Consider the following 24,917-nt stretch of genomic DNA (forward strand, 5'->3'; position numbering starts at 1 on the left):
GGAGTTAACATGTTAATAATAAAAAAAATTAAATTGAATTATACAGAAATAATTGTATTCAGCACTATGGGAATAATATTCTTAGGAGGGCTGCTATTAAGTTTGCCTTTGTCGTCTAAATCGGGAACAGCTACCCCATTTGTTGATTCCTTATTCACTTCGGCTTCTGCCTTCTGCGTTACAGGACTCATAGTTTATGATACATTTACTCATTGGTCATTGTTTGGACAATCAATTATTCTTTTGCTTATTCAAATAGGAGGCCTTGGCTTTATGACAGTGATAACCCTTTTTTCATTGTTTTTAAGAAGGAAGATTGGGTTGAAGGAAAGACGATTATTGATGGAATCGGCAAACACCTTAAAAATTGGAGGCATTGTCCTGCTTGTAAAAAAAATTATTATTGGCACAATTATATTTGAAAGTGTAGGAGCATTAATACTTACCTTAAGCTTCTATCCCGAAATGGGACTTAGGGAGGGGTTATTTTATGGAATATTTCATTCTGTATCTGCCTTTTGTAATGCCGGCTTTGATTTAATGGGTAAATATGGGCAATTTTCATCATTAACAAACTACTCAAGTAATATTGTTGTGAATATAACCATAATGACCCTTATAATATCAGGGGGTATAGGATTCGTTGTATGGGATGACATTGTAAAAACTCGGGTATGTTTTAGAAAATTTCAACTTCACACAAAAATAGTACTGATAACAACCGCTGCTTTGATTTTAATAAGTGCATTGCTGCTTTTCGTAATTGAAAGTAATCATGGCATGATTAATATGAGTATAAAAGAAAAAATATTAGCTTCCTTATTTCAATCTATTACACCACGAACTGCAGGATTCAATACAATCAACTTAAATGAATTCTCCGAGGGAGGCATCTTATTGACTATTATACTAATGATAATCGGCGGAAGCCCCGGCTCCACAGCAGGAGGCATAAAAACAACAACATTTATTACACTTCTGATAGCCGCTTGGGCATCTGCAGGGCAATGTACGGATATTTTAATTTTCAAGCGTAGACTTGAAACTGATACATTAAAAAAAGCAAGTGCTATTACAACTATTTATATGACAATAGCACTTATTTCTATAATAGTTATAAGTACTATACAAGAATTTCCTTTGAAAGAAATTATGTTTGAAGTTTTTTCTGCTCTCGGAACAGTCGGTTTAAGTTTAGGTATAACACCTTCACTTAATGTCTTATCAAAAATAATAATAACTTTACTCATGTATGGAGGTAAAGTAGGAGTATTATCAATTGCCGCCGTAATTGCTGAAAAAAAGGAATCTGCTCTGCTTAGCAGACCATTTGAAAAAATAATAATTGGATAGGAGAATATTAATATGAAATCATTTTTAATTATAGGAATGGGAGCTTTTGGGAGCCACTTAGCACTTAAAATGTCTAAACTTAACAATGATGTTATGATCGTAGATAAGGATGCATCTATTATTGATGAAATGTCTTCTATTATTACCGATGCTCAAATAGGGGATTGCACAAAGGAAGATGTATTAAGAGCATTGGGCGTTAGTAATTTTGATATATGCTTTGTTACAATTGGGGATACTTTTCAATCATCATTGGAAATTACCTCTCTATTAAAAGATTTAGGAGCCAAATATGTTATTTCAAAGGCAAGCAGGGATATACAGGCTAAATTTTTGCTAAGAAACGGTGCTGATGAAGTAATTTATCCTGATAAAGATATGGCTGAAAAATTAGCAGTACGCTGTAGTTCTAATAATGTACTAGACTTTTTTTCTATTAATAATGAATATTCTTTATATGAAATACCTATCAAGCAAAGTTGGGTTGGCAACAGCATAGAAGAAGTTAATGTAAGAAAAAAGTATCACATCAATATACTGCTAATAAAAAACGGCGACAGCATTATGACACTGCCGAAAGCAGATTATATATTTAAAGATGATGACCAGATTATTGTAATAGGAAAATCAGAAGATGTTATAAAAATTTCTGACAATATATAAAAGATGTTTCACGACATCTTTTATATATCTGAGAAGCGATAACCTACACCTATTTCTGTTAATATAAATCTTGGATTAGAACTGTCTTTTTCAATTTTTCTTCTTAAACTTGCCATAAAAACCCTGATACTTTTAGAATCGCCTGTCTCACCATACCCCCAGACTTCTTTGGAAATTTGACTGTGTGTTATAACTTTTCCTCTATTAGTAATTAATAACAGAAGTAATTTAAATTCAATTGGCGTTAGATGAACTTCATTCCCGTCAACATACACTCGGTGTTTTTCCCTGTCTACAGTCAAATAATCTGATTGATAAACACTTTCGGGTATATATCCAATTTCTCTTTCTATCAATCTCTCCATAACCCTGATCCGAGCAAGTAATTCTCCCATTGAAAATGGTTTTGTAACATAATCGTTTGCACCTGAATCTAAAGCTGCAATTTTATCATTATCCTGTTCTCTTGCTGAAACAATTATTATTGGAATATTCGATACATTTCGCATTTGTTTAATTATATCGACTCCATCCATATCCGGAAGACCTAAATCCAGGAGTATAATATCCGGATTTTCAGTACAAAAATATAATATTCCGTCATTTCCGTTTCTTGCTGAAACTATTGAATAGCCTTTAGACTTTAGTGCCATAGTCATAAAATTAGTAATCTTATTGTCATCTTCAATGATTAATATTTTACTCATTCTATTCAACCTCCAAAGGAAGGACCACAGTAAATTTTGCTCCCCCTTTATCTAAATTACTTGCTGTAATTGTGCCTTTATGGGCATTTACAATTTCCTTACAAATTGTAAGACCGATACCAACTCCCATACTCCCATCTACAATATCATTTTTATGATAGGATACAAATCCATCAAATATATTATCAAGTATTAATGGATTAATGCCCTTTCCATTGTCTGATACTTCAAAAATAACATAATTATCTTTAGCGTCTACATTTAAAAGCACTTTTGCTTCTTCTCCCGCATGCTTATAGGCATTATCCAAAAGGTTAACTAAGACTTGAACAATCAATCTGCCATCTACCGGAACAAGTATTATTTCATCAGGAACAGATACTTGAAGTCTTCCTTCGGTATTAATATGCTGCACAAGTGTCAATGCCTGATTAACTATATCGTCAACTGCTTCGTAACTCTTTGTAATTGTCAATCTGCCTTCACTAATACGTGTCATATCAAGGATATTCTGTACAGTTTTAATCAACCAAATAGATTCATCATAAATATCTGAAGTCAATTTCTTGATAGAACTTGTATCTAAATTTTCATAGCTGTCTAATATAAGTTCACTGGCACCTTTAATACTTGTGAGAGGTGTTCTTATGTCATGAGATATGCTTCTAAGCAACGTGCTTTTTAATCTCTCTCTCTCAACATCCATCTTAATTTTTTGCCTCTCATCATACATAAATTCTCTGTCTAAAACGATAGCCATCTGATAAACTATTGTTTTAACAATCATATAATTTTCATTTGATAAAGGAGAAATAACTTTAATTATTTGAACGGTACCCCTTTGTTTTCCTACGCCCTTAATCGGAATTGCGATTATATTTTCCTTACTATTTGCCTCATAATCAGGAATGCCTTCGGTTTTGTAAATTTTATCATCACTGTCTAAAATTACATAACAATCATACCCTAAATAATCCTTTATATATTTTATACCTTTCGTAATAGTATTTTCATTTCCTGTCACGTTAATAAAATCTTTTGTTATTTCATACAGAATTTTAGCTGTTTTTTCATTTCGTTTTGATATTTCAGTTTGAAACTGCAATTTTGTGGTCATGGTACTTGAAATTAAAGAAGCAGTTAAGAAAAAAATAATTAAAATTATGTCTTGCGTATTACTGATTTCAAAACTATGTATCGGCTCAGTAAACAGAAAATTAAACATGAGAACATTTATTATTGCAGCGGAGGCACTGTATATATATCCTCTTGTTATGATTGTAACAGTCAGCACACCAACTATAAACACCATGAGAGTGTTCTCTTTACTAATTCCTGCTTTATTCATGGCTATTGAAAGCAGTGTCGAAATAAAGCAAACAAAAATGACGCTAAAAAAATATTTCACACAAGCATTATTAATAAGTCTTTTCTTTTCTCCGCTTATCTTCATACTTCTCACCATTCTCAATATTTATATTACTATATTATATACAAATTTTTTTTATAAATAAAGAAAATTCTACGACAAGCATAAAAAAGACTGCCGCAATGGTCAGTCTTTTATTTTAATAAAAGTTCTGCTATCTGAACTGCATTTGTTGCTGCGCCTTTTCTTACTTGATCACCACAGCACCATAAAACCAATGAGTTTTCATTGCTGATATCCTTCCTGATTCTTCCTACATATATTAAATCTTGATCTGTTGTATCAAGAGGCATTGGATAATTTTTACTTACTAAATCATCCACTAATCTAACTCCCTCCGCCTTAGATAACAGTTCTTTTGCTTTTTCCGGCGTAATTTCAATTTCTGTTTCAATTGTTATTGATTCGGAATGACTTCTGTAAACAGGTACTCTTACACAAGTGCAGTTTACTTTTAAATCTGGATTGTGAAAAATTCTTCTGCCTTCATTTTGCATTTTCATTTCTTCTTGAGAATACCCTTCATCATCAAAATCACCTATCTGTGGTATTAAGTTGTATGCTATCTGATGCTGGAATGTTTTTACTTCTATTGGGTTGCCATGACTGATGTTTTCTATTTGCTGATTTAATTCATTAATTCCGTTAACGCCTGCGCCTGATACTGCTTGATATGTTGAAACAATCATTCTGTTAATTTTAGCATATTTATTCAATTCATTTAAGCAGGTCATAGCGATAATCGTTGAACAGTTAGGATTTGCTATTATACCCTTGTGATTTTTTACATCTTCACCATTTACTTCCGGAACTATCAGCGGTACGTCTTCATTTAGCCTGAACGCAGAACTGTTATCAATTACAACCGCGCCCGCTTTTACCGCAGCAGGTGAAAGAGCTTCACTTATATGATTCTCAGCCGCACAAAGCACTATATCTATATCTTTGAAGGAATCCCCAGCTGCCTCTTCAATAATATACTTTTTCCCTTGGAATTCAACTTCTTCTCCTGCGCTTTTTTTACTTGCCAACAATTTCAATTCGTTAAAAGGAAAATTTCTTTCTCCAATAACCTTGAGCATTTCTTGCCCAACCGCTCCGGTTACTCCTAAAATTGCAATATTTACTTTCTTCATATTCATTCCTTCTTCCAATTAAAATTAAGCAGATGACCCAAATCTCTGATTTGGTGTCAGTCGCTTATACTGTATGTGAAATAAAAATTCACTTTTACTTTTAAATATATAAAATTTATTATAGCAATAATCTCAGAGATGTCAAGTTTTTTGTTTGTAATTGTATTACATAGTTATTTCTTTTACGAACAAAAAAGGAAGATTTTTTATATCTTCCTTTTAGCAGTCGGTTAAGCACGCCGAAAACTATTTATTGAAATCCGGCTTCACCTTCCAAATACCATTTTCTCTTACAGCATTCCACTGAACATTGTTTTTTTCTATCACTTCTTTTGCTTCACCGTCTATTTCTATTTTGTAATATAAATTAACAATTGCAGCATCTTTGTTTGTTGCATTTATTTCATAACCGTTAACCTTGTAGCTTAATAATTTGATGTTTGAGCTTTCTGCTTTTTCAGCATATTTATCGAAATCTTTTTCTCTGTCTTTAACCGGTTCCATCAAATACATGTAGCTGTATCTTCCTGTCTGCATACCGGATAAATATTTATCGGCTCCGTCGGCAGGTGATTTTTCTCTGTAATCAAGCTCCCCTTTATCTAACGGGTATATTGTTTTTGTTTCTTCATCTGTTGCAATATATGCTCTTGGGTCATAAACGTTACTTGGATTCCAAATCATATATTCATAAATTCCAAGCTCTTTTGCCGCAACTATTTGTGTTCTGACCTTATCATAACCATATTCTATACCTGCCCAATCAAAATCTTGCAGCCATGGTCTGATTATTGGCGGATTGACCATGGAAGAATTTTTCTCAATGGCTTCTTCCATAGAACCTTTGACAACAAGATAAGGATGCGCATTGGGATTTTCTAAGTTATACCAACCCGTTGAATAGTGGCTTGGATAAACCATGGGTGCAATATTGTCTACATGCTCACCGATTAAAATCCATGTTTGACCTATATCTTCCGGATAATCATCCCATGTTCTCGTTGTTATACCAAAAACGTCAGCACCTAAATTCACGCTGTATGGTTTTAATTCTTCTCTTGCATATTGCAGGAATTCTGCTATTGCTTCATCTTTGTCTCTATCATTTCTGCCCGGAAACTCAGTTATAGGATTATACTTTTTTGCTCCGTCAGGGAATCTGACATAGTCAAATTGAATTTCATCAAAGCCCAAAAGAGCTGCTTCCTTGGCAATCGCTATATTGTAATCCCATACATATTTATCGAACGGGTTAATCCAAGGAATATTACCGCTGTTTGGATCTAACCATGTTCCGCCTGATTTTAACTGTATTGAATGTTCAGAACTCTTAACCGCAAAATTTTTATCCTTAAATGCAACTATTCTTCCTATAGTATATATATCATATTCTTTAAGAACTTTAAGCATATTGTTTACATCTTTTATAGGAATGGCCGTTGTTTCATTCATCTTTTGTACGATTTCTATATCGCTGTTATATGTTATAAGTCCGTTATCGTCTTTTACGTTTATTACTAAACCATTAATTTCCGTTCCTACAGCTATTCCTATAATTCTTTCAAATTTGTTGGCTTTATCTGCACTTGCAAAAAGCTCCTTTGCTTTTACAGTATCCTTATCAGCAAGTGCCTTCACATATGCACCGTAAGCATCGATATTTTCTTTGTTCAATTCATTGCCTGCTGTGTGTCCTGTAGCATACAATGCTTTTACTTCAACTTTTTTCTTTTCTCTTTCTTCACCTACGGGAATTAACGGAACATAGAATTCTTTTAGTTCTTCTTTTCTTTTCGCTTCAACTTCAATTCTTTCCTGAAGCATTTTTTCTAATTCCTGATTTTGTTTTTCTTCTTCGGACAACTCCGGTTCATTCGGTTCGGGAGGAACCACTACAACCGGTTCTTCGTTTTCTTCATTGGGTATGGGTGTATTTGCGCTGACCTGACCTGTACAGCCGGCCAACATAGATGAGATTAGTAACAATATTATTGCTTTTCTTGATTTTTTTAACATAAATCCTCCTTAAAATGTTATGTAGATACTGGATTAACCATACCCTTACTATTATGTTATTAAATCATAATCATAATTTATGATTAATTCTATCATATTTAAATTTTATAGGCAATAAACATTACAGTTTTTTTCTATTTTCGACAATGTAATTTTTAACAAAAAATTTATGTTTTACCTTGACAGATTTTTTTTGAAATAATATAATTATTTATCAAAAAATGGGAGGTTATATATGTTAACTGCAATTGTAGGAATAAACTGGGGTGACGAAGGAAAGGGCAGAATGGTTGACTTGCTGTCTGCTGATTACGATATAGTATGCCGCTACCAAGGTGGAAATAATGCAGGTCATACTGTCGTAAATGAATCGGGGAAATTTATACTCAATCTTCTTCCATCCGGCATACTGAGACCTGACGTGGTAAATATTATGGGAAATGGAATGGTGATTGACATCGAACACCTCCATAAGGAAATAAACAATTTAAGGAAATCAGGCATAAAAATTACTCCGAATAATTTAAAAATCAGCGACAGAGCCATTATATGTCTGCCATATCACGTTAAGCAGGATATATTGGAAGAAGAACGTCTTAAGGATTTAAAATTTGGCTCCACTAAACGAGGAATAGCTCCCGTATACGGTGACAAATATCTGAAAAATGGAATCAGAATGGGAGATCTGTTTAATGAGGAAGCATTAAAAAAACATTTAAATCAAGTTGTTGAGTGGAAAAACTTAATGATTGCAGGAGGATATAAATCCATAGAATTTAAATCCGAGGACATGTATAATTGGCTTATGAATTATTCAAAAGATCTCAAGGAATACATATGCGATGTTGGCTTATACCTGAACGATGCAATAAGCAAGGGAAAGAAAATAATGTTTGAAGCACAGTTAGGTGCTTTAAGAGACATAGATTTCGGCATATATCCATATACCTCTTCATCCTCTACGATTGCCGCATATGCACCTATCGGATCGGGAATCCCGGGACAAAAGCTTAGCAATACTATTGGTATAATGAAAGCTTATTCATCCTGTGTAGGCGAAGGTCCTTTTACTGCAGAAATGTTCGGAGAAGAAGCAAAAGCTTTAAGAGAAGCCGGAGGCGAATACGGAGCTGCTACAGGACGTCCAAGAAGGGTTGGACCTTTTGATGTTGTCGCTTCAAGATACGGTGTTCAAGTTCAAGGGGCTGATATGTTGGCCTTAACAAAGCTTGATATATTGTCATATTTAGATAAAATACCTGTAGTTACCGGCTATGAAATTAACGGAAAAATAACAGAAGATTTTCCCATGGGTATGGATTTAGAGATAGCAAAGCCTGTTATAGAATATTTAAAAGGATGGAACTGCGACATAGGCAGCTGCCGTAAAGAATCTGATTTACCTAAGGAATGTCATGAATATATAAAATATATAGAAGAAAAAGCAGGAAGTAAAATTAAGTATGTTTCGGTTGGAGCAGAAAGAGAAAGCTACCTGACAATGGAATAACAATGGATAAGCAATAGGTGAGCGATAGATAAGCAATGGAAATGATGAGATTGGAGAATCTCATCCCAGTCTCGTTCACCAATGTATTTACTCCCTTTGGTCGCATACATTGGGAATTCGTTGCGAAAGACCTACCGCTATTTTTCAGAAAACCTAATCGGGGACATTTCTCTAAAGCTATCTACAAAGACTCTCTTTACTTTAGAGGTGTGTCCCCATACATCCTACAAATAGGGTTAGGGCTTCTTTTTTATTTTTGGTTTGATTGTGCTTATGTAGTAGTTTATAAAAATCGAAAATGCATAATCGTAAATTATGAATAATATTTGTCCTGCAAGAATCATCCACCAGGTTAGCTCAATCGTAATAAACAGCCTGATTGCTAAGTACATTATAATTAAGGCAAGATTAAAGAATATTATCTTTGTCAAAAATAATGTATTTTTGTTTTTTACCTTAAGCTCTAACAAATGCTTAACATAGCTGTACAATCCGAAAAACACTACGTATGTTACAAACTCAAATTTATTGAAGGATAAGAAAAATCCTAACAAACAGGATGCAATATAAAATACTAAACCGTTTTTTCCGCCAAATTCAACTATTACCACTCCCACCAGCAAAGCAGCGGCGGCAAATAATATAATTGTATTTGTTTCTATAATTGATGAAAGTATTATAAAAAGCTGATTTAACCCCAACAGAACTCCCAAATATGCTATTTTGCTCTTTAACAGCATGAAATAAGATCCCCTCCCAAACATTCACACAAACAATCCGCGCAAATAAGCTGTGTACAACAGTCTACACTTGAAGAACCCCTACGATAATTGTATGCCCTGCTTTGATATGTTTGCTGCATGTTTAAAATCTGATTTAAAAAATTCTTATATTCGAAATTATCCGGCTCCATTCTTACTGCATTTTGAACGAATTGCATACCTTGTCCGATTGAACCCATATTGACATAGCAAACGCCCATAAGATAATTCCATTCTGCATTTCTTAACTTTATACTGTTTAGTGCTCTGACAGCTTCATTAAACCTTCCTGTTTGAATAAACTGTCTAACGCTGAATAAACTGTTTGAGCTGTCTTGACCTGAGTTATCGTTGTAGCTGTAAGAATTTGAGTAAGAGCTTGAGCTGCCGTTTATTATTTCATCATAAGCCCATTGTATTTCTTTAAATTTTTCTTCCGCAAGATCCTGTAACGGATTATTTTCGTTCATATCGGGATGATATTTTTTAGCTAATTTTCTATAGGCGCTTTTTACTTCTTCTTTAGATGCACCTCTTGACAGGCCAAGCACTTCATATGGGTCTTTCATATTTTTTGCTCCTTTTTATCTAATTTGGTTAATATTCCGGAATAAATAATATTATCAATAATGCCTTTATCTTGTATTAATGGAAGTTTTTCTATTTCCTCACTTAAAAACGATAAATTAAGCATTAATAAATCTTTGGCATATTGCTCTTTATTGTCTGTCTTCATAAGGTTAAAAGGATTGTATGAATTATTTTGCCTGTCCTTTTCCATATCTTCGTAAGCATCGAGCAAATATATAAATTTACCTAAGTAAAAACCTATTTTTCTTAAATTTTTTTCCCAGTTGTCTTTCCTGTATAAAAATATTTCTTCCATCAAATAACCAAACTCATTAGATACTTTGTCAATATCATCTGTGTTGTTTTTTTCAAGTTCAGAAATATTATGAAGCTTTTCTCTGATAATTTTTGTTTTCTCAGAAAGCTTCTTTTCTGCTCTATTATACTCTTTCGATAATGACTTTAAAATCAATAATGATTTATAATCCTTATCGTCCTGCCAATTATCAAGTAAATTGTAATAGGATAAAATTATATTTAAAGATGCGGCGTATTCGGATATTTCGTTTTGTATAATCAACTGCTTCTTACCGGGATGGACCATACATCTTTCGTTATATATTTTATTTTCCGGCTCATAAAGAGAACTTAAAAGCAATATAAGAAATGTCATATCATAATTCAATGTCATCCTTGATTTATTGCTGTATTTTGATTTAAGTGTCTTGCACAAGCCACAATAGTAACCCTTGTAGCTGTAGTACTCTTTAAATTTTAATTCCGACTTGTTTATTGTAACATATCCAAACAAATATTTCACTCATTTCTGTTTTTTATCTTAAAATATTTAAAATATTTTCAACCTGTATTTTAACCCCTATTTGGAGACATGTCTCGTCAAGCACAAATTTACTTGAATGTAAAGGGTATACCTCTTTTGTATCTGTATTTCTGCACCCTAAATTAAAAAAACATCCTTTTGAATGCAGACAAAAATATGAAAAATCCTCTGTTCCCATGTCCGGAAATTCAAGTATCTTAACATTATCATTTCCTAACACATTAACGGCAGTTTCCTTTAACAAGTCAACTGCTTGATCGTTATTAATCAATGGACCGTAGCTTTCTCTGAAGCTTACTGTTCCTTCTGCTCCACACGCTTCAGATACATTTTCAACAACCTCTGAAACTCTTTTTTTTATAAAATTTCGCGTTTCAGGGTCTAATGTTCTCATTATGCCGTTTAAATAGACATCATCAGGTATAATGTTGCTCTGTGTTCCCCCGTGAATGCTTCCTATGGTTATTACTGCAGAATTTAACGGTGATACGTTTCTGCTTATTACAGATTGAAGCGATAATACAATGCTGCTTGAAGCAACAATCGGGTCTTCTCCGTTATGAGGTTGTGCACCATGACATGATTTTCCTTTAATATTAATGTTTATTTCATCAGAAGCAGCCATCATTTTGCCGTATTTAATACCTATTGTCCCCGTTTTAAGCGAAGTATCTACATGGAGACCAAATACAAATTCTACATCGGGGTTCTTTAAACAGCCATGCTTTATCATTCTTTCGGCACCGCCTGTTGTTTCTTCCGCAGGCTGGAAAAAAAATTTAACATCACCGTTTATTTTATCTTCCAATGATTTCGTAATTTTAGCAGTCATTAAAGCAATTGCTGTATGAGCATCATGACCACAGGCATGCATTATACCGTCATTAAGAGATTTATAATCAAATTCTGCTTCTTCTTTAATCGGAAGGGCGTCTATATCCGCTCTTACGGCTATACATTTTGAATCCGGTTTTTTATTCTTTCCCCGTATAATGGCTATTACACCTGTTTCAGCGACACCTTTTTCATATTCTATGTTCCAGGAATCCAAGTACCGGCATATTCTTTCCATTGTTTTATGTTCATTACCGCCAAGTTCAGGATTTTGATGGAATTCACGCCTTATATTTATAAGTTCGGCATTATCGATTATATACATAATATATTAACCTTCTCTCTACTATTAACTGCTATTTTATCAAGTCAAGCTAAACTAAAGCTTAAACAAGTCTCTGTCTTGGTGTCAGTCGCTTATACTGTAAGTGAAAGCAAACATGGCAGCATTAACTACATTAATGCTACCAAAATTCTCATTAGTTATCAAGTTTTATTGTGGAAATTTTATTGTTATTTCAGCTCCTTCATTCTCAATACTTTCAACTTCAATCTGACCTTCATACAGCTCCGCTATATGTTTAACTATAGACAATCCAAGCCCTGTTCCGCCTGTTTGCTTTGATCTGCTTTTGTCGACCCTGTAAAACCTTTCAAATATTCTTTGCTGATGTTCCTTTGCTATTCCAACTCCCGTATCCTTTACGGAAATTATAATAAAACCATCTTTCTTATATACTTTAACAATTACGCTTCCATTTTCTTTATTATATTTTATTGCATTATCAATAAGGTTATAAAAAAGCTCGCTAATATAGTTATGATTTGCCTTCATATATATATCAGTTGCTTCAAATGATAAATTTATATTTAAATCCTCAGCTTTTCCTTGTAACAAAGAAACTACTTTATTTAATACATCCTTTAAATTTATTGTTGTGTTTTCATTTTCATCCGGATTCTCTTCTATCTTTGATAATCTCATAATATCTTCAATTAATGAAATCAATCTTAAGCCCTCATTATTTATCATACTGCTGTACTTTCTTATGCTGTCCATATCTGTTATAAACCCTTCTTTAATCAGTTCAGCAAATCCGATTATAGTTGTCAGCGGTGTTTTTAATTCGTGTGATACATTTGCCGAAAATTCGCTTCTGATAATTTCCGCATTTTTAGTAATTGTAATGTTTTCTATAAGTATCAGCATTCCTGTCACGTTTAAGCTGTCCTGATCTATGACAGGGCTTAAATAATATCTGAAATGACTGTCTTCATTTTCTAAATCATAAACAATGTGCTTATTTTCCTTAAAGGATAAATCTATTTTTGATAATATATTATTATTTCTCGTTAGTTCAATGATGTTTCTGTCATTGTACAAATCAAATTTTTCATTGCCTATCATTTTTTTACCGCTTTTATTTATGGACAAGATATTTTTATCCCTATTTAACAGAATAAATCCTTCCTTCATATTGTCGGTTATTGTATTTATTGTATCTCTTTCATACTTTAATTCATTAATATAATGATTTATTTTTAATTTTTGATCTCTGAATCTGCGATAAATCGGTTCAAGCTCTTCATATATATATACGTCTTCATGCTCGTTATTATCAGTAATTTCATTAATGGAGCCTGCTAATAAATTAATAGGCTTCAATATTTTTTTAATAAATATATTCGCACATATATAAACAACAACAAAAAGAGCGATAAAAAGAAATATTATCAAAGGCAATATATTTATAAACACCTTATTTATACTGCTTATTTCTCTCGACAACCTCAGAACTTCATTTTCATTTATTTTTTCGGCATAGTAATACATATCCGTTGATATGGTATCTGAATACCTGATATATTCACCGCTGCCATGTTGAAAAGCTGATTTAATTTCGGGTCTGTCTTTATGATTTTCCAATGCTTCATTTTTAGCACGGCTATCATAAACTACATTCCCGTCAATATCAACAATGGTAAAACGAATACTGTAATTTACAGTGCCTAATATTTCATTGACAGATAAATTTATAGCTTGATTATCTTCCCAATTGCTTTCTTCTTTTGTCAGCTTTAATATTGTCTGTATTTGGTTTTTAGCATCAGCTGCATATAAATCATAATAAACTTTAGATGTTATAATACTGACTACTGATGATGATAGAAAAGATATGAGCAAAATAATCAAAAACAATCGCCTTTTCATTATTCTCCCTGTTCCTCTAACTTATAGCCGGCACTCCTTACCGTAACAACATAGTTGGGACAGCCTGCAGCATCTAATTTTTGCCTTATGGTTTTAATGTGCATATCAACCGTCCTCGTTTCCCCTTCATAATCGTAGCCCCAAATTTCCTGAAGAATCTTATCTCTTGACAATACTATTCCCTTATTAAGCATTAAGTAATGCAGGAGTTCAAATTCCTTGTAGGTAAGCACCACGGTTGTATCCTTATATAACAAAGTACGTTTATTGTAATCCAATGTCAGGTCATTATATTCTATAATGTCCTCAAGAATTTCTTTTTTGCCCGCACGCCTTAAAACCGCTTTTACTCTTGCCATTAATTCCAATACACCAAATGGCTTTGTAATAAAGTCATCCGCTCCCGATTCAAGGCCCTTAACCTTGTCTAATTCCATAGATTTTGCGGTTAAAATTATTACGGGAATTTCAGAATACAGAGAATCATTTTTTATTGATTTCAGTATTGACATCCCATCAATTTTAGGAAGCATTAAATCAAGGAGTATTAAATCAGGTATTCTCTTTTTCAGTGCATTATAAAAACTTCCTGCTTCTTCAAATCCCATAACCTCAAAATCGGCTGTTGATAAAGCTAAAGTTATTAATTCTCTTATACTTACATCATCTTCTACACAATATATGAGCTTCATATTTTTTCTCCTATCTTATTTTATGTTCTCCTGTAATAGAAAATATAACCCATTCCGCAATATTTTCTGCATGATCACCTATTCTTTCAAGATACTTCGCAATCATAAGCAAGTCAATTGCCTGTTCTCCATTTTCAGTGTTTTCCTGAATTTTTTCTATTAATTCTGTTTTTATTATAGTAAACAAATTATCAACTATATCATCATCCCTGCAAACCTGCAGAGCTAATTCCTTGTCTTTGTTTACGAATGCATCAACGCTTCTTTTTACCATGCCGATGGTTGCTTCTATCATTTGTGGTATGTGTACAAGATCCTTGATAAACTTCTGGTTTGCCAAAAATCTTGATATTTCTGCAATATCCTCTGCGTTATCTCCTATTCTTTCCATATCGGTAATCATTTTTAATGCGGTGCTGATAATTCGCAAATCAGAAGCGACCGGCTGTTGCTGCAAAAGCAGCTTCAAGCAATGACTTTCTATTGTTTTTTCCATTTCATCTATTTCAACTTCTAATTCGTTTACTTTTTTAATCATTTCCAAATCCTGATTAATTAACGCTTTTCCGCTTGTTTCAATGGATTCCTCTATAAGTCCTCCCATTTTGATTAATTCAAGATTTAAATTTTCTAACTCCTTATCAAATCTATTCCTCATTATACCCTCCATTTTAGCCGAATCTTCCGGTTATATAATCTTCTGTTTTTTTGTTTTTAGGCATCGAAAACAACCTTTCAGTATCATCAAATTCGATTACTTCCCCATGAAGGAAAAAGCCGGTTTTATCAGAAATTCTTGTTGCCTGCTGCATGTTGTGTGTAACAATTACAATTGTATAATCTTTTTTAATTTCAACAAGCAAATCTTCTATTTTCATGGTTGATATAGGGTCTAATGCAGAAGTCGGCTCATCTAACAATATTACCTCAGGATTTACTGAAAAAGCCCTGGCAATGCACAATCTTTGCTGTTGACCGCCTGATAAACCTAATGCACTTTTTTTGAGTCTATCCTTTACCTCATCCCACATAGCCGCGGCACGCAAGCTTTGTTCTACTATATCGTCAAGTTTTGATTTTTGTTTTATACCGTGTGTCTTTGGACCATATGCTACATTTTCATATATGCTCATGGGAAAAGGATTAGGTTTTTGGAATACCATTCCAACTCTTTTTCTTAAAACAGGCGGCTCCATATCCTTGTAAATATCCACATCATCCAACAGCATTCTTCCCGTTATTTTAACTCCCTCTATTAAATCATTCATCCTGTTCAGGGACTTTAATAAAGTTGATTTCCCGCATCCCGACGGACCGATAAAGGCAGTTATTTCATTTTCTTTTATATCCATATTTATATCTTTAAGAGCTTGGAACTCTCCATAATATAAACTAACATCTTCTATTTTAATTTTACTCATCACTTAACCTCCCAATTCGTCCTGCAAGCTTCGTTGTGGTATAGTTTACTAAAAAAACTATTAATATTAATATTGAACCGGTTGCAAATGCCATTTCCTTTGAATGCGGCAAACCCTCGCTTGCCAGCATGTACATATGAATAGCAAGTGTTCTTTGAGAAGCCATTAAGTCTAATGTAGGACTTTTTAATACATTTGTTCCGCTTGTAAATATTAAAGCAGCTGTTTCACCAACAATACGACCTATTGCCAATATTACGCCGGATAAAATACCGGGCATTGCTGTTGGCAGCACTATTTTAAAAACCGTTCTTAATCTTCCTGCGCCAAGACCTAAGCTTCCTTCTCTGTACATATCGGGCACTGATTTTATTGCTTCCTCTGATGAACTGATAATAACAGGAAGTATCATTATTGACAATGTGCATATACCTGAAAGAACCGATGCTCTGAATCCTAACATTTTAACAAATAAAATCATTCCAAATAATCCGAATACAATTGAAGGTATACCGGCTAAAGTGTCTACAGCCAAACGAATTGCTTTTACCGTTTTATTTCCCCTTTTTGCATATTCCGTAAGATAAATTGCACAGAACACGCCTATGGGAACAGAAATGAATAAAGATATTACAATCATTTCAATCGTTGTTACGATCGAAGAAAATGCCGATAGGGTATCTGAATTGTATTTTCCAAACAGAAATTCCATGTTTATTTTAGGAACTCCTCGGAGTAGTATAAATAATAGTATATATATTAATATTCCGACCGTCAATACCCCGCAAAACCATACGGATATTTTTAAAATTAAAGATATCGCTTTTCTTTTTCTTAAGATACCCATAACTCCTCCTAATTCTTTGCAGTCCTTGTTTTAATCAAGCTTAATGAGGTGTTGAGAATTATTATGAATACAAAAAGTACAACCCCGGTTGCTATTAACGATTCTTCATGCAATCCGGAAGCATAACTCATTTCAGTCACTATGTTTGTAGTCAAGGTTCTGATTGGCTTCAGCAATTTAATTTTATCTAACGGCATTACCGCATTACCTGCTACCATTACAACTGCCATTGTTTCTCCCACAGCTCTTCCAATACCCAAAATAATTGATGTTAAAACACCTGATTTAGCCGCCGGTAAAACTACTTTAAAAATCGTTTCTTCTTTTGTAGCACCAAGACCTAACGAACCTTCTTCATAGCTTAACGGAACTGCTCTTATTGAGCTTTCACTTATTGATATAATTGTAGGCAAAATCATTATCCCTAATATTATTGAGGATGACAAAATACTGAATCCATTGCCTCCAAAGTTTTCTCTCACAAATGGAACTATAACCTCCATTCCAAAAAAACCATAGATAATTGACGGAATACCTGCTAACAAATTAACTGCCGGCTTTACAATTTTATATACTGTATCGGGGCAAAATTTAGCCAAGAAAACAGCGCACATCAAACCAATGGGCACACCGATTATTATAGCTCCAGCAGTAACATAAGTACTTCCCACAATCATTGATAGAATTCCAAAGGAAGCAGGAGAATCTGTCGGTTTCCATTTCTCATTAAATATAAACTCCATAAAACCTATTTTACTTATAGCTGGTATACCCCTTATCAACAGAAAGAGGCAGATGGCAATTACCGCTATAATTGAAATAAGTGCAGACAGATAAAACACTGCCTGCATTATTTTTTCGCTATAATTTGTTTTAATATTTTGCATTATTCAACTTCGGACCAAACTGTTTTTTCACCGATGTATATAGCTGTGATATCTTCAGATGTTAAATTGTCTATCGGATTTTCATTGTTTACGATAACTGCAATACCATCAATTGCAAGAACGTGTCTGTTTAATTCTGCAGCTTCTTCAGACTTTAATTCTCTTGAGCTCATTCCTATATCATATGATCCGTCTAAGGCAGCTTGGATACCTTGAGATGAGCCGTTTGCCTGCATTTCAAAATTAACATCAGGATTTAATTTGCTATATTCTTCTTGTAACTTTTCCATTAAAGGTGCTACAGATGTTGATCCGGCCATCTTAATTGTTCCTGACATACCTGAACTTGTATATTCTTCAGGACCGTCAACTGCGCTTATAAAACTCCTGTCGTTAACAATTTTTTGTCCTTCTACCGATTCAGTAAAGCTTAAGAAATCCTTAACCAAATCACTTTCAGTTCCCTTAGTAACCAATAGGAAAGGTCTTGCTACTGAGTATACTCCGCTTTTTACATTTTCAATAGTTGGTTCTGCACCACTTACTGATATGGCTTTAATTCTTTCACTTACAGAACCTAATGATATATATCCGATACCATATTTATCTTGTTCAACTGCAGTGATAACTTTATCGGTTCCATCAAATTCAAGTGCTCCCACTACAAGCTTATCAACTGTTGTATCGCCTTCTTTTCGAATTATTTCCATAATTTCATGGAATGCTCCTCTTGTACCTGATGCTGCATCTCTCGCTACTACAGTTATATCTTTATCTGCATTAAAATCATTTGCCGGTTGTTGCGGTTGCTCTACTGGTTGCTGAGGTTGTGGTTGTGGTTGTTCTGCAGGTTGCTCTTTAGTACATCCTGCAAACACCAGAGTTAACATTAATACTGCTGCAATAATAGATAACAATTTTCTATTTTTCATAGTTTTACATTTTCTCCTTAATTTTTAATATCTTGTACTTAATATAGACACTGATAGTAAAAATCAAAGCTTAATAATGTAAAAAATATGTAAAGTTTTTAATAACCTTACATATTTTTTAGATTTTTGGATTTTAATTGCATATAACTAAATTCCTGTTGCTTCCCTTGGCAAAATACAAGCATTTATCTGCCTTTTTCAATACATCTAAGAAAGACTTGTCCACTTCCTTAAATTCATGCACTCCTATGCTCAAGGTTACTGAAACCAAAATTCCATCGCCCAAATCAAAAATTTTATTTTCTATGGTTTTTCTGATTCTCTCTGCCACGTCTATGGCCTCCGGCTCTCCTAAGCCGGGACATATAAGAAGAAACTCATCCCCTCCGTACCTGCCTATATAATCAGTATTTCTAATGCAGCTTGAAATTGTATCGGCCACCATAGTCAATGCCTTATCACCATAAATATGACCAAATGAATCGTTTACATTCTTAAAATTGTCCAAATCTATCATTGCAACAGAAAATTTTAATTTATTTACCTTGTGCTTTTCATAAATAATTTCACCTAATCTTATTATTTCAAATTTGGATAAAAAACTGGTTAAATTATCGTAAGTCGCTTTATCTTCAACTCTCTTGTAGTTTATGGCATTTTCAATTGCTATGGCTGAATAGTTCGCTAATATTTTTAATGTATTTAAATCATTCAGATCATATGCATTTTCTTCACTGCTTTGTACCGACATTAAACCCACTGCCTTATCGTTAATAATTAGTGGTGTATAAATCACAGATTTCATCTCTGATTTTCCTTCTGTTCCCTTAAAGTCAGTAGGAAATCTATCAATATATTTTTTATATTCTTTTTGTGCGTTACTGATTATAATATCTTTTTTGTTCCTAATACAATAGGAACCAAATGATGTTTCATTTTCACCGTCAAAATGTATTACATCCTTAATTTTTGTGTTTTCGCCTACAAAATAATAGGTTGCCTGATCTAAATCGCTGTCATATACTGCAATCCCAAAATAATCAGTATTTATCAGCTTATTAATCTCCTCGTCTATTATTTTAACAATTGAACTGATGCTTAAATTAGATAATATTTTTTGACCGATGTTAGACAAAAGCTCTGTCCTGTCATAAAGCAATTTATATTGATCCGCTTCCCTTTTAGTATGTTTGAAATTCATTTTAGCCATCAACTGATTTTGCTCATAATCGTACATTTCATCATCAATCTGCATGTATTCTTCCAAACATTTCAGAGCTTCATAGGGCTTGTTAAAATCCTTGTAAATTGTATACAATATATGATATGCTTCTCTTAGCAGCACCTTAATTCTTTTACTTTTACAGATCTCTATAACTTCAAGCAGTTCCTTGATGGCCTTTTGTTTTCTTCCTAAAATAATGGATAGCTTTGTCCACTCTATTGCCACGGAGCATTTTTCATATAGCAATTCATTTTTATTTGCAAAATCATATGCCTGTTCAAATTCTTGTTCAGCAATATCATATAAATTCAATTTTACATATGCCATGCCTTTTAGCTTGTATATTTCGCATACCTCTGAGGTTACTTTAAATTCCTTTTCATTTCTTGATACCAAATCAATGTAAGTCAATGCCAAATATGGATCTCCAATATTTATTTCTATTTCTGCGAAAGACAAATTTAATGAAACCAATTGTTTTTTTGTCAATTCTTGCTCTGTTATCTTAATGCTGTTAAGTATTTCTTTGCCCTTCTTGTAATTTTTCATTTGAATATAGTTAATACCGGTATTTACTAAGAGAATAACAAGAGCTTTTTTATTATCGGTTTCTTCGCATAAAGAGATACCTTTAAGTCCCCATTCGGTTGATAGATTAAATTGGCCTATTTGACAATAAACATTAGTAAGTCCGTTACATGCATATATAAGTCCATGTTTATAGTTAAGCAAATTAAATATGTCATTTGAAATCAGAAAGCTTTCCGCAGCCTTTTCATAATGATATCTGTCAAAATGATACCAGCCCAGATAATAATATATCCATGCTTTAACCTTGTTTAAATTGTTTTCCTTAGAAAACTTCATAAGCCCTTCTATTACTTCCTTCATTTCGTTCAAATCATGTCGTCTGTCCATTGTAAAACGAAAGACTTCTATATAATCTTCATTTTCTTTAAGCTTCTTCAGCTCATCTGCATATTTTTGCTGAAAATTCATTAAATTCACCTCTGACATGGTAACGTCTTCAAATAACATATATATTTTATAATGAATTCATTATAAAGTCAAATCATATAAAAAAAAATAACCTTACAGTTTCCTATAAGGTTATTCGGACGCTTTTAAGCTGTTAATATTTAAGCATTAGCATGTTTATTTTTATAGTTAGCAATATATTCTTCCAATTCTTTTGGAGATTTTTTAAGCTTCATAGGTCTTACATATTGTTCTGAAGCAGGGTCTTCCTCCAAAGTCATAATAGAAATTCCCATGTATGCGTATATAACTGAAACGATTGGGCTCAACAGGTTGAAGAATGCGTACGGAAAATACGCGAATGTAGGTACTCCAAGGAATCCTGACATTGTAGCACCGCATGTATTCCATGGAATAAGTGCCGAAGTAACCGTACCGGAATCCTCAAGGATACGTGACAAGTTTCTTGGTGCCAATCCTCTTTCTGCATATGTGTCTTTGTACATTTTACCAGGTAATGCAATAGCCAAGTATTGGTCTCCGCAAAGTGTGTTTACGAAAAGGCAAGTAACTGCTGTTACAAGGATTAATGAGCCGGTATTTTTAGCAAAAACTAATAATCTGTTTGCTATGGTTGCCATCATACCTGTTTTTTCAAGTACTCCACCAAATGTTAATGCACTCATAATTAATGAAATTGTCCACATCATACTTTGCAGACCACCGTTTGTTAATAGCTCATCCACAACAGCATGACCAGTTTCTGCAACAGTACCATTGTTAGCAATATCAATTATAGAACCAAAATCCTGTCCCTGGAATACTGAACAAATTGCTCCAAGTATACAACCTACAATTAATCCAGGAATTGCAGGAATCTTCATTGCAACCATAACTATTACTATAACTGGAACTAATAAGAATATTGGACTAATTGTATATATACTCTCGATAGTTTCTAAGATACCAGATATTTCACTTGCATCAAGAACGTTTCCTCTATATTGTAGTCCTAATATTACAAATATAATTAATGTTATACCATATGATACACTTGTTGTATAAAGCATGTGCTTAATATGATCAAATAATGTTGCTCCTGCCATTCCAGGTGCCAAATTAGTTGTATCAGATAAAGGTGATATTTTGTCGCCAAAATAAGCTCCTGATATTATTGCACCTGCTGCCAATGGTATTGAAACCCCGATACCCTGAGCAATACCTATCAATGCTAAACCAACTGTTCCTGCAGTTGTCCATGAACTACCTGTTGCCAAAGCAACTATGCTGCAAAGTATTAAGGATGCTGCTAAGAAAAATGTTGGTGACATAATTTGTAAACCATAATAAATCAAAGTAGGAACAATACCACCTGCAATCCACGTACCAATTAAAATACCGATTACTGCGAGTATTAGAATCGCCTGCATAGTACTGCCGATTGAATCAACAATACCTTGTTCGATTTCTTTCCAAGTAAAACCTAAACCAAAAATTGCTATTGCTGCTCCAACAACTGCACCCATTAAAATAGGAATATGAACTTCTCCGTCATAGCCAATTATAACAATTCCTATTAATGCAACTGTAACAGCAACCGGGATAATAGAAATTAATAATGTTGGTTGTTTTTTTTGTTTTGGAACTTTACCCATAATTCTCCTCCAATTAATTTAGTGTATTGAGTATAATGGTAAAGGATAAATAAAATAAACCCTACTATAATGCCCAATATAACTCATTAATGAAAACCCTGTGCCATAATACAATACACATATTTTTCAAACGCATTATATGAATACGTTTTACATGTATTTTAGCATAATTAAAATATTTTGTAAATACCTATTTATTGACAATAGAATAAATAATCATAATATTGATAATATTACATAAGATAGCATAAAAAAATGTCATACCGTGAAGCCGATTTCCCCTATTGAGGTTATCGGCTTGCAACGAATGACATATGTATCACATATTCATAATTTATAATTTAAAAAATATTGTTTTTATACTCAATATACAATCTTCTGATTTCAGACATTTTTTCGTTCATTTGCTTTTGCAAATCAGAAGCTACTTCATAATGACCTTCATTTATTGCTGTCTTTATCTTAGTAAAAACGCACTTTTTAGTCATACTATCCTTCATAAGCTTAGTTTTTAAATAAACTATCCTTTCCCAGTTCACCACATCTAAATCCGTTGCATGATCGTGTTCGTTATGAAGCTTTACAAAAGTCTTTAAAAGCATTATATTGTCATGAATTATTCTGCCTGTAAGCTCATTTTTCCACTTTTGGAGCGTTGATTCTTTAAATGAATTTATAAGCTCATCAGTAAAAACATCTCCTGACTTCAATATCTGTTGTTTTAGTTTGTTGGAGCCAAGATTTGATAAATTTTCCCAAACAGTTGCAGGAGCAGTACCATACAGTTTACTTCTTTCTTCTTCCGTAAATCGTTCAAAAACATCCTCTTCGCTTCTGTATTCTCTGTATTTTTCCAAATAAACTGCATCGTCCCCGTATGATTTCGTGATTTCCTTCTCTAATTTCTCGCATGATAAACCTGAGTTGATGACATTAACTATTCCGTCAAGCATTGCTTGATACGATGCCGCAATAACCAGATAAGTATTAGAATATGGATTGGGAGACCTTAGTTCAAATCTGATAACATTAGGATTTTCAACATCCCTTATTACCCCTACCAATACGGAACGGTTCCTTGATGGAGCGTCCTTGGTACCTCCCAATGAAGTAACTATGCACACAGGTGCTTCAAATCCGGGTTTTAATCTGTTGAATGCATCATTAGTCGCTGTAACGATTGGGTTTATTACCTCATAATTTTTAAGTAATCCCATCAATGCGCCGTATCCAATTTCACTTAAATAATCCTTATGTATATTATCAGGGGTAAACAGGTTGATTCTTTTTCCGTCTTTTAATTTTAATGCAGCTCCAAGATGGGTATGCTCTCCATTTCCTGCAACACCCTCAATAGGCTTTGCTTTAAACAGCACTTCTAAACCGTGATGTCTAAACTGATCCTCTATTATTTCCCTTACAAGAATTTCATTGTCTGATGCTTGTATAGCACTTGAAAATCTCCAATCTATTTCAAGCTGCTCCATAACGTGAGTTATTCTGCCCTTAGCATCAATTTTATTAGCTATGCCGCCAACCTCTTTATGTGCCATCTCCGGCTTCAAGTCATAAAGTTCAAGCATATCCATTATTTTTTCAATAACCGTTCTTACAGTACCCATTGTTCTTTTCCAATATTGTTCCTTTAGAACCTGTGAGGTATATAATTCTTCAAAATCTGCGCTTTGTTCAGGAGTTTTTACCCACATTTCAAGCTCTGTGGCACAGGTAAGCTGAACTTCTTCAACATCTTCATATTTAAAGCCATAATACTCTGATACTCTTGGATTCTTCTCAATTAAATTCATTAATTCAGATTTGAAGTTGATTATTGCTCTTTTAAGTATGGATCTTGAGCAAACCTGCTTGCCGTCATGTACGATAAAGGAAGGAATTTTTAATGTGCCTACAGGTAAACCGTTTATAGCATTGTTATATTCATAATTATAATCTACAAACCAGTTGCAGTTAATATCAGGTAATATATCCACCCTCGCATTATTCAAATCCGCGATACCTTGCAATTCAACGCTGGAGCCGTCTGTCTGAATTCCAAATTTCAGCATTTCGGCCATATCTTTAATAAAAAGCTTTATTGGAATTTTTTCATCGGTACCATTGCCTCCAATATCAACGCCCATGAATGATACAAATTGAATTTCCGGGTGCTCTTGAAGTATTTGCTTTAAATCTTGTATGCCATGATGTTCTGGTTTTATTGTATAAATCATGTTGTTCATATTGCCTC

21 protein-coding genes are annotated in these 24,917 nt (G+C 33.5%); 3 read left to right on the forward strand and 18 right to left on the reverse strand.

Annotated features, from left to right (window positions below; genetic code table 11):
* The first annotated feature begins 9 nt into the window (after positions 1 to 9).
* Both RT412_RS12090 and RT412_RS12095 read left to right on the forward strand, forming a co-directional pair.
* Positions 10 to 1,353 (forward strand): TrkH family potassium uptake protein, encoded by a 1,344-nt coding sequence (locus tag RT412_RS12090; RefSeq protein ID WP_313344287.1) that lies wholly within the window; start codon positions 10 to 12, stop codon positions 1,351 to 1,353.
* A 12-nt stretch (positions 1,354 to 1,365) separates the two neighbouring features.
* Positions 1,366 to 2,016 carry a TrkA family potassium uptake protein gene (locus RT412_RS12095; protein ID WP_313344284.1) on the forward strand — a complete coding sequence of 217 codons (651 nt, stop codon included), beginning with the start codon at positions 1,366 to 1,368 and terminating at the stop codon, positions 2,014 to 2,016.
* Positions 2,017 to 2,036: 20 nt separating this feature from the next.
* On the opposite strand, the gene RT412_RS12100 is transcribed toward RT412_RS12095, so the two are convergent.
* The 4 genes from RT412_RS12100 to RT412_RS12115 all read right to left on the reverse strand — a co-directional run bounded on the left by RT412_RS12100 (position 2,037) and on the right by RT412_RS12115 (position 7,304).
* Positions 2,037 to 2,723 (reverse strand): response regulator transcription factor, encoded by a 687-nt coding sequence (locus RT412_RS12100; RefSeq protein WP_313344282.1) that lies wholly within the window; start codon positions 2,721 to 2,723, stop codon positions 2,037 to 2,039.
* Position 2,724: 1 nt separating this feature from the next.
* Positions 2,725 to 4,176, reverse strand: coding sequence for an ATP-binding protein (locus RT412_RS12105; RefSeq protein ID WP_313344279.1), 1,452 nt, complete (start codon positions 4,174 to 4,176; stop codon positions 2,725 to 2,727).
* Between the two features lie 110 nt (positions 4,177 to 4,286).
* Positions 4,287 to 5,288 carry an aspartate-semialdehyde dehydrogenase gene (locus RT412_RS12110; protein ID WP_313344276.1) on the reverse strand — a complete coding sequence of 334 codons (1,002 nt, stop codon included), beginning with the start codon at positions 5,286 to 5,288 and terminating at the stop codon, positions 4,287 to 4,289.
* Between the two features lie 246 nt (positions 5,289 to 5,534).
* Positions 5,535 to 7,304: a putative glycoside hydrolase gene (locus RT412_RS12115; protein WP_313344273.1), complete on the reverse strand. Its 1,770-nt coding sequence runs from the start codon at positions 7,302 to 7,304 to the stop codon at positions 5,535 to 5,537.
* A gap of 235 nt (positions 7,305 to 7,539) precedes the next feature.
* Between RT412_RS12115 and RT412_RS12120 the strand changes: the two genes are divergently transcribed.
* Positions 7,540 to 8,814 carry an adenylosuccinate synthase gene (locus RT412_RS12120; protein ID WP_313344270.1) on the forward strand — a complete coding sequence of 425 codons (1,275 nt, stop codon included), beginning with the start codon at positions 7,540 to 7,542 and terminating at the stop codon, positions 8,812 to 8,814.
* Between the two features lie 236 nt (positions 8,815 to 9,050).
* Here RT412_RS12120 and RT412_RS12125 read toward each other — a convergent pair whose 3' ends face one another.
* The 14 genes from RT412_RS12125 to RT412_RS12190 form a co-directional block, all read right to left on the reverse strand.
* A complete protein-coding gene (locus RT412_RS12125; RefSeq protein WP_313344267.1) occupies positions 9,051 to 9,554 on the reverse strand; it encodes a hypothetical protein in 504 nt (167 codons plus the stop codon).
* Positions 9,545 to 10,144, reverse strand: a complete 600-nt coding sequence (locus RT412_RS12130; protein ID WP_313344264.1) for a J domain-containing protein — start codon at positions 10,142 to 10,144, stop codon at positions 9,545 to 9,547. The genes RT412_RS12125 and RT412_RS12130 overlap by 10 nt, the downstream gene beginning before the upstream one ends.
* On the reverse strand, positions 10,141 to 10,956 hold the full coding sequence (locus RT412_RS12135) for a DUF5685 family protein (protein WP_313413287.1): 816 nt from the start codon (positions 10,954 to 10,956) through the stop codon (positions 10,141 to 10,143). The genes RT412_RS12130 and RT412_RS12135 overlap by 4 nt, the downstream gene beginning before the upstream one ends.
* Positions 10,957 to 10,978: 22 nt before the next feature.
* Positions 10,979 to 12,145, reverse strand: coding sequence for a M20 family metallopeptidase (locus RT412_RS12140; protein ID WP_313344258.1), 1,167 nt, complete (start codon positions 12,143 to 12,145; stop codon positions 10,979 to 10,981).
* Positions 12,146 to 12,313: 168 nt separating this feature from the next.
* Positions 12,314 to 14,032 carry an ATP-binding protein gene (locus RT412_RS12145; protein WP_313344255.1) on the reverse strand — a complete coding sequence of 573 codons (1,719 nt, stop codon included), beginning with the start codon at positions 14,030 to 14,032 and terminating at the stop codon, positions 12,314 to 12,316.
* The gene (locus RT412_RS12150; protein ID WP_313344252.1) at positions 14,032 to 14,724 is read right to left on the reverse strand and encodes a response regulator transcription factor; all 693 of its coding nucleotides are present in this window, start codon (positions 14,722 to 14,724) and stop codon (positions 14,032 to 14,034) included. Before RT412_RS12150 ends, RT412_RS12145 begins: the two co-directional genes overlap by 1 nt.
* 10 nt (positions 14,725 to 14,734) lie before the next feature.
* The gene (gene phoU, locus RT412_RS12155) at positions 14,735 to 15,382 is read right to left on the reverse strand and encodes a phosphate signaling complex protein PhoU (protein WP_313344249.1); all 648 of its coding nucleotides are present in this window, start codon (positions 15,380 to 15,382) and stop codon (positions 14,735 to 14,737) included.
* A 13-nt stretch (positions 15,383 to 15,395) separates the two neighbouring features.
* Positions 15,396 to 16,145: a phosphate ABC transporter ATP-binding protein PstB gene (gene pstB, locus RT412_RS12160; RefSeq protein WP_313344246.1), complete on the reverse strand. Its 750-nt coding sequence runs from the start codon at positions 16,143 to 16,145 to the stop codon at positions 15,396 to 15,398.
* Positions 16,138 to 16,992: a phosphate ABC transporter permease PstA gene (gene pstA / locus RT412_RS12165; RefSeq protein WP_313344244.1), complete on the reverse strand. Its 855-nt coding sequence runs from the start codon at positions 16,990 to 16,992 to the stop codon at positions 16,138 to 16,140. Before pstA ends, pstB begins: the two co-directional genes overlap by 8 nt.
* 8 nt (positions 16,993 to 17,000) lie before the next feature.
* Entirely contained in the window at positions 17,001 to 17,879 is an 879-nt protein-coding gene (pstC, locus tag RT412_RS12170) for a phosphate ABC transporter permease subunit PstC (protein WP_313344242.1), read from the reverse strand.
* Positions 17,879 to 18,811: a substrate-binding domain-containing protein gene (locus tag RT412_RS12175; RefSeq protein ID WP_313344240.1), complete on the reverse strand. Its 933-nt coding sequence runs from the start codon at positions 18,809 to 18,811 to the stop codon at positions 17,879 to 17,881. The genes pstC and RT412_RS12175 overlap by 1 nt, the downstream gene beginning before the upstream one ends.
* Before the next feature lie 133 nt (positions 18,812 to 18,944).
* A complete protein-coding gene (locus RT412_RS12180; RefSeq protein ID WP_313344238.1) occupies positions 18,945 to 21,035 on the reverse strand; it encodes a sensor domain-containing diguanylate cyclase in 2,091 nt (696 codons plus the stop codon).
* A 140-nt stretch (positions 21,036 to 21,175) separates the two neighbouring features.
* On the reverse strand, positions 21,176 to 22,669 hold the full coding sequence (nhaC, locus tag RT412_RS12185) for a Na+/H+ antiporter NhaC (RefSeq protein ID WP_313344235.1): 1,494 nt from the start codon (positions 22,667 to 22,669) through the stop codon (positions 21,176 to 21,178).
* Positions 22,670 to 23,010: 341 nt separating this feature from the next.
* Complete coding sequence (locus RT412_RS12190; protein ID WP_313344232.1) at positions 23,011 to 24,909, reverse strand: glutamine synthetase; 1,899 nt, start codon at positions 24,907 to 24,909, stop codon at positions 23,011 to 23,013.
* Positions 24,910 to 24,917 lie beyond the last annotated feature (8 nt).

Source organism: Sedimentibacter sp. (assembly GCF_032080165.1).
GTDB lineage: Bacteria > Bacillota > Clostridia > Tissierellales > Sedimentibacteraceae > Sedimentibacter.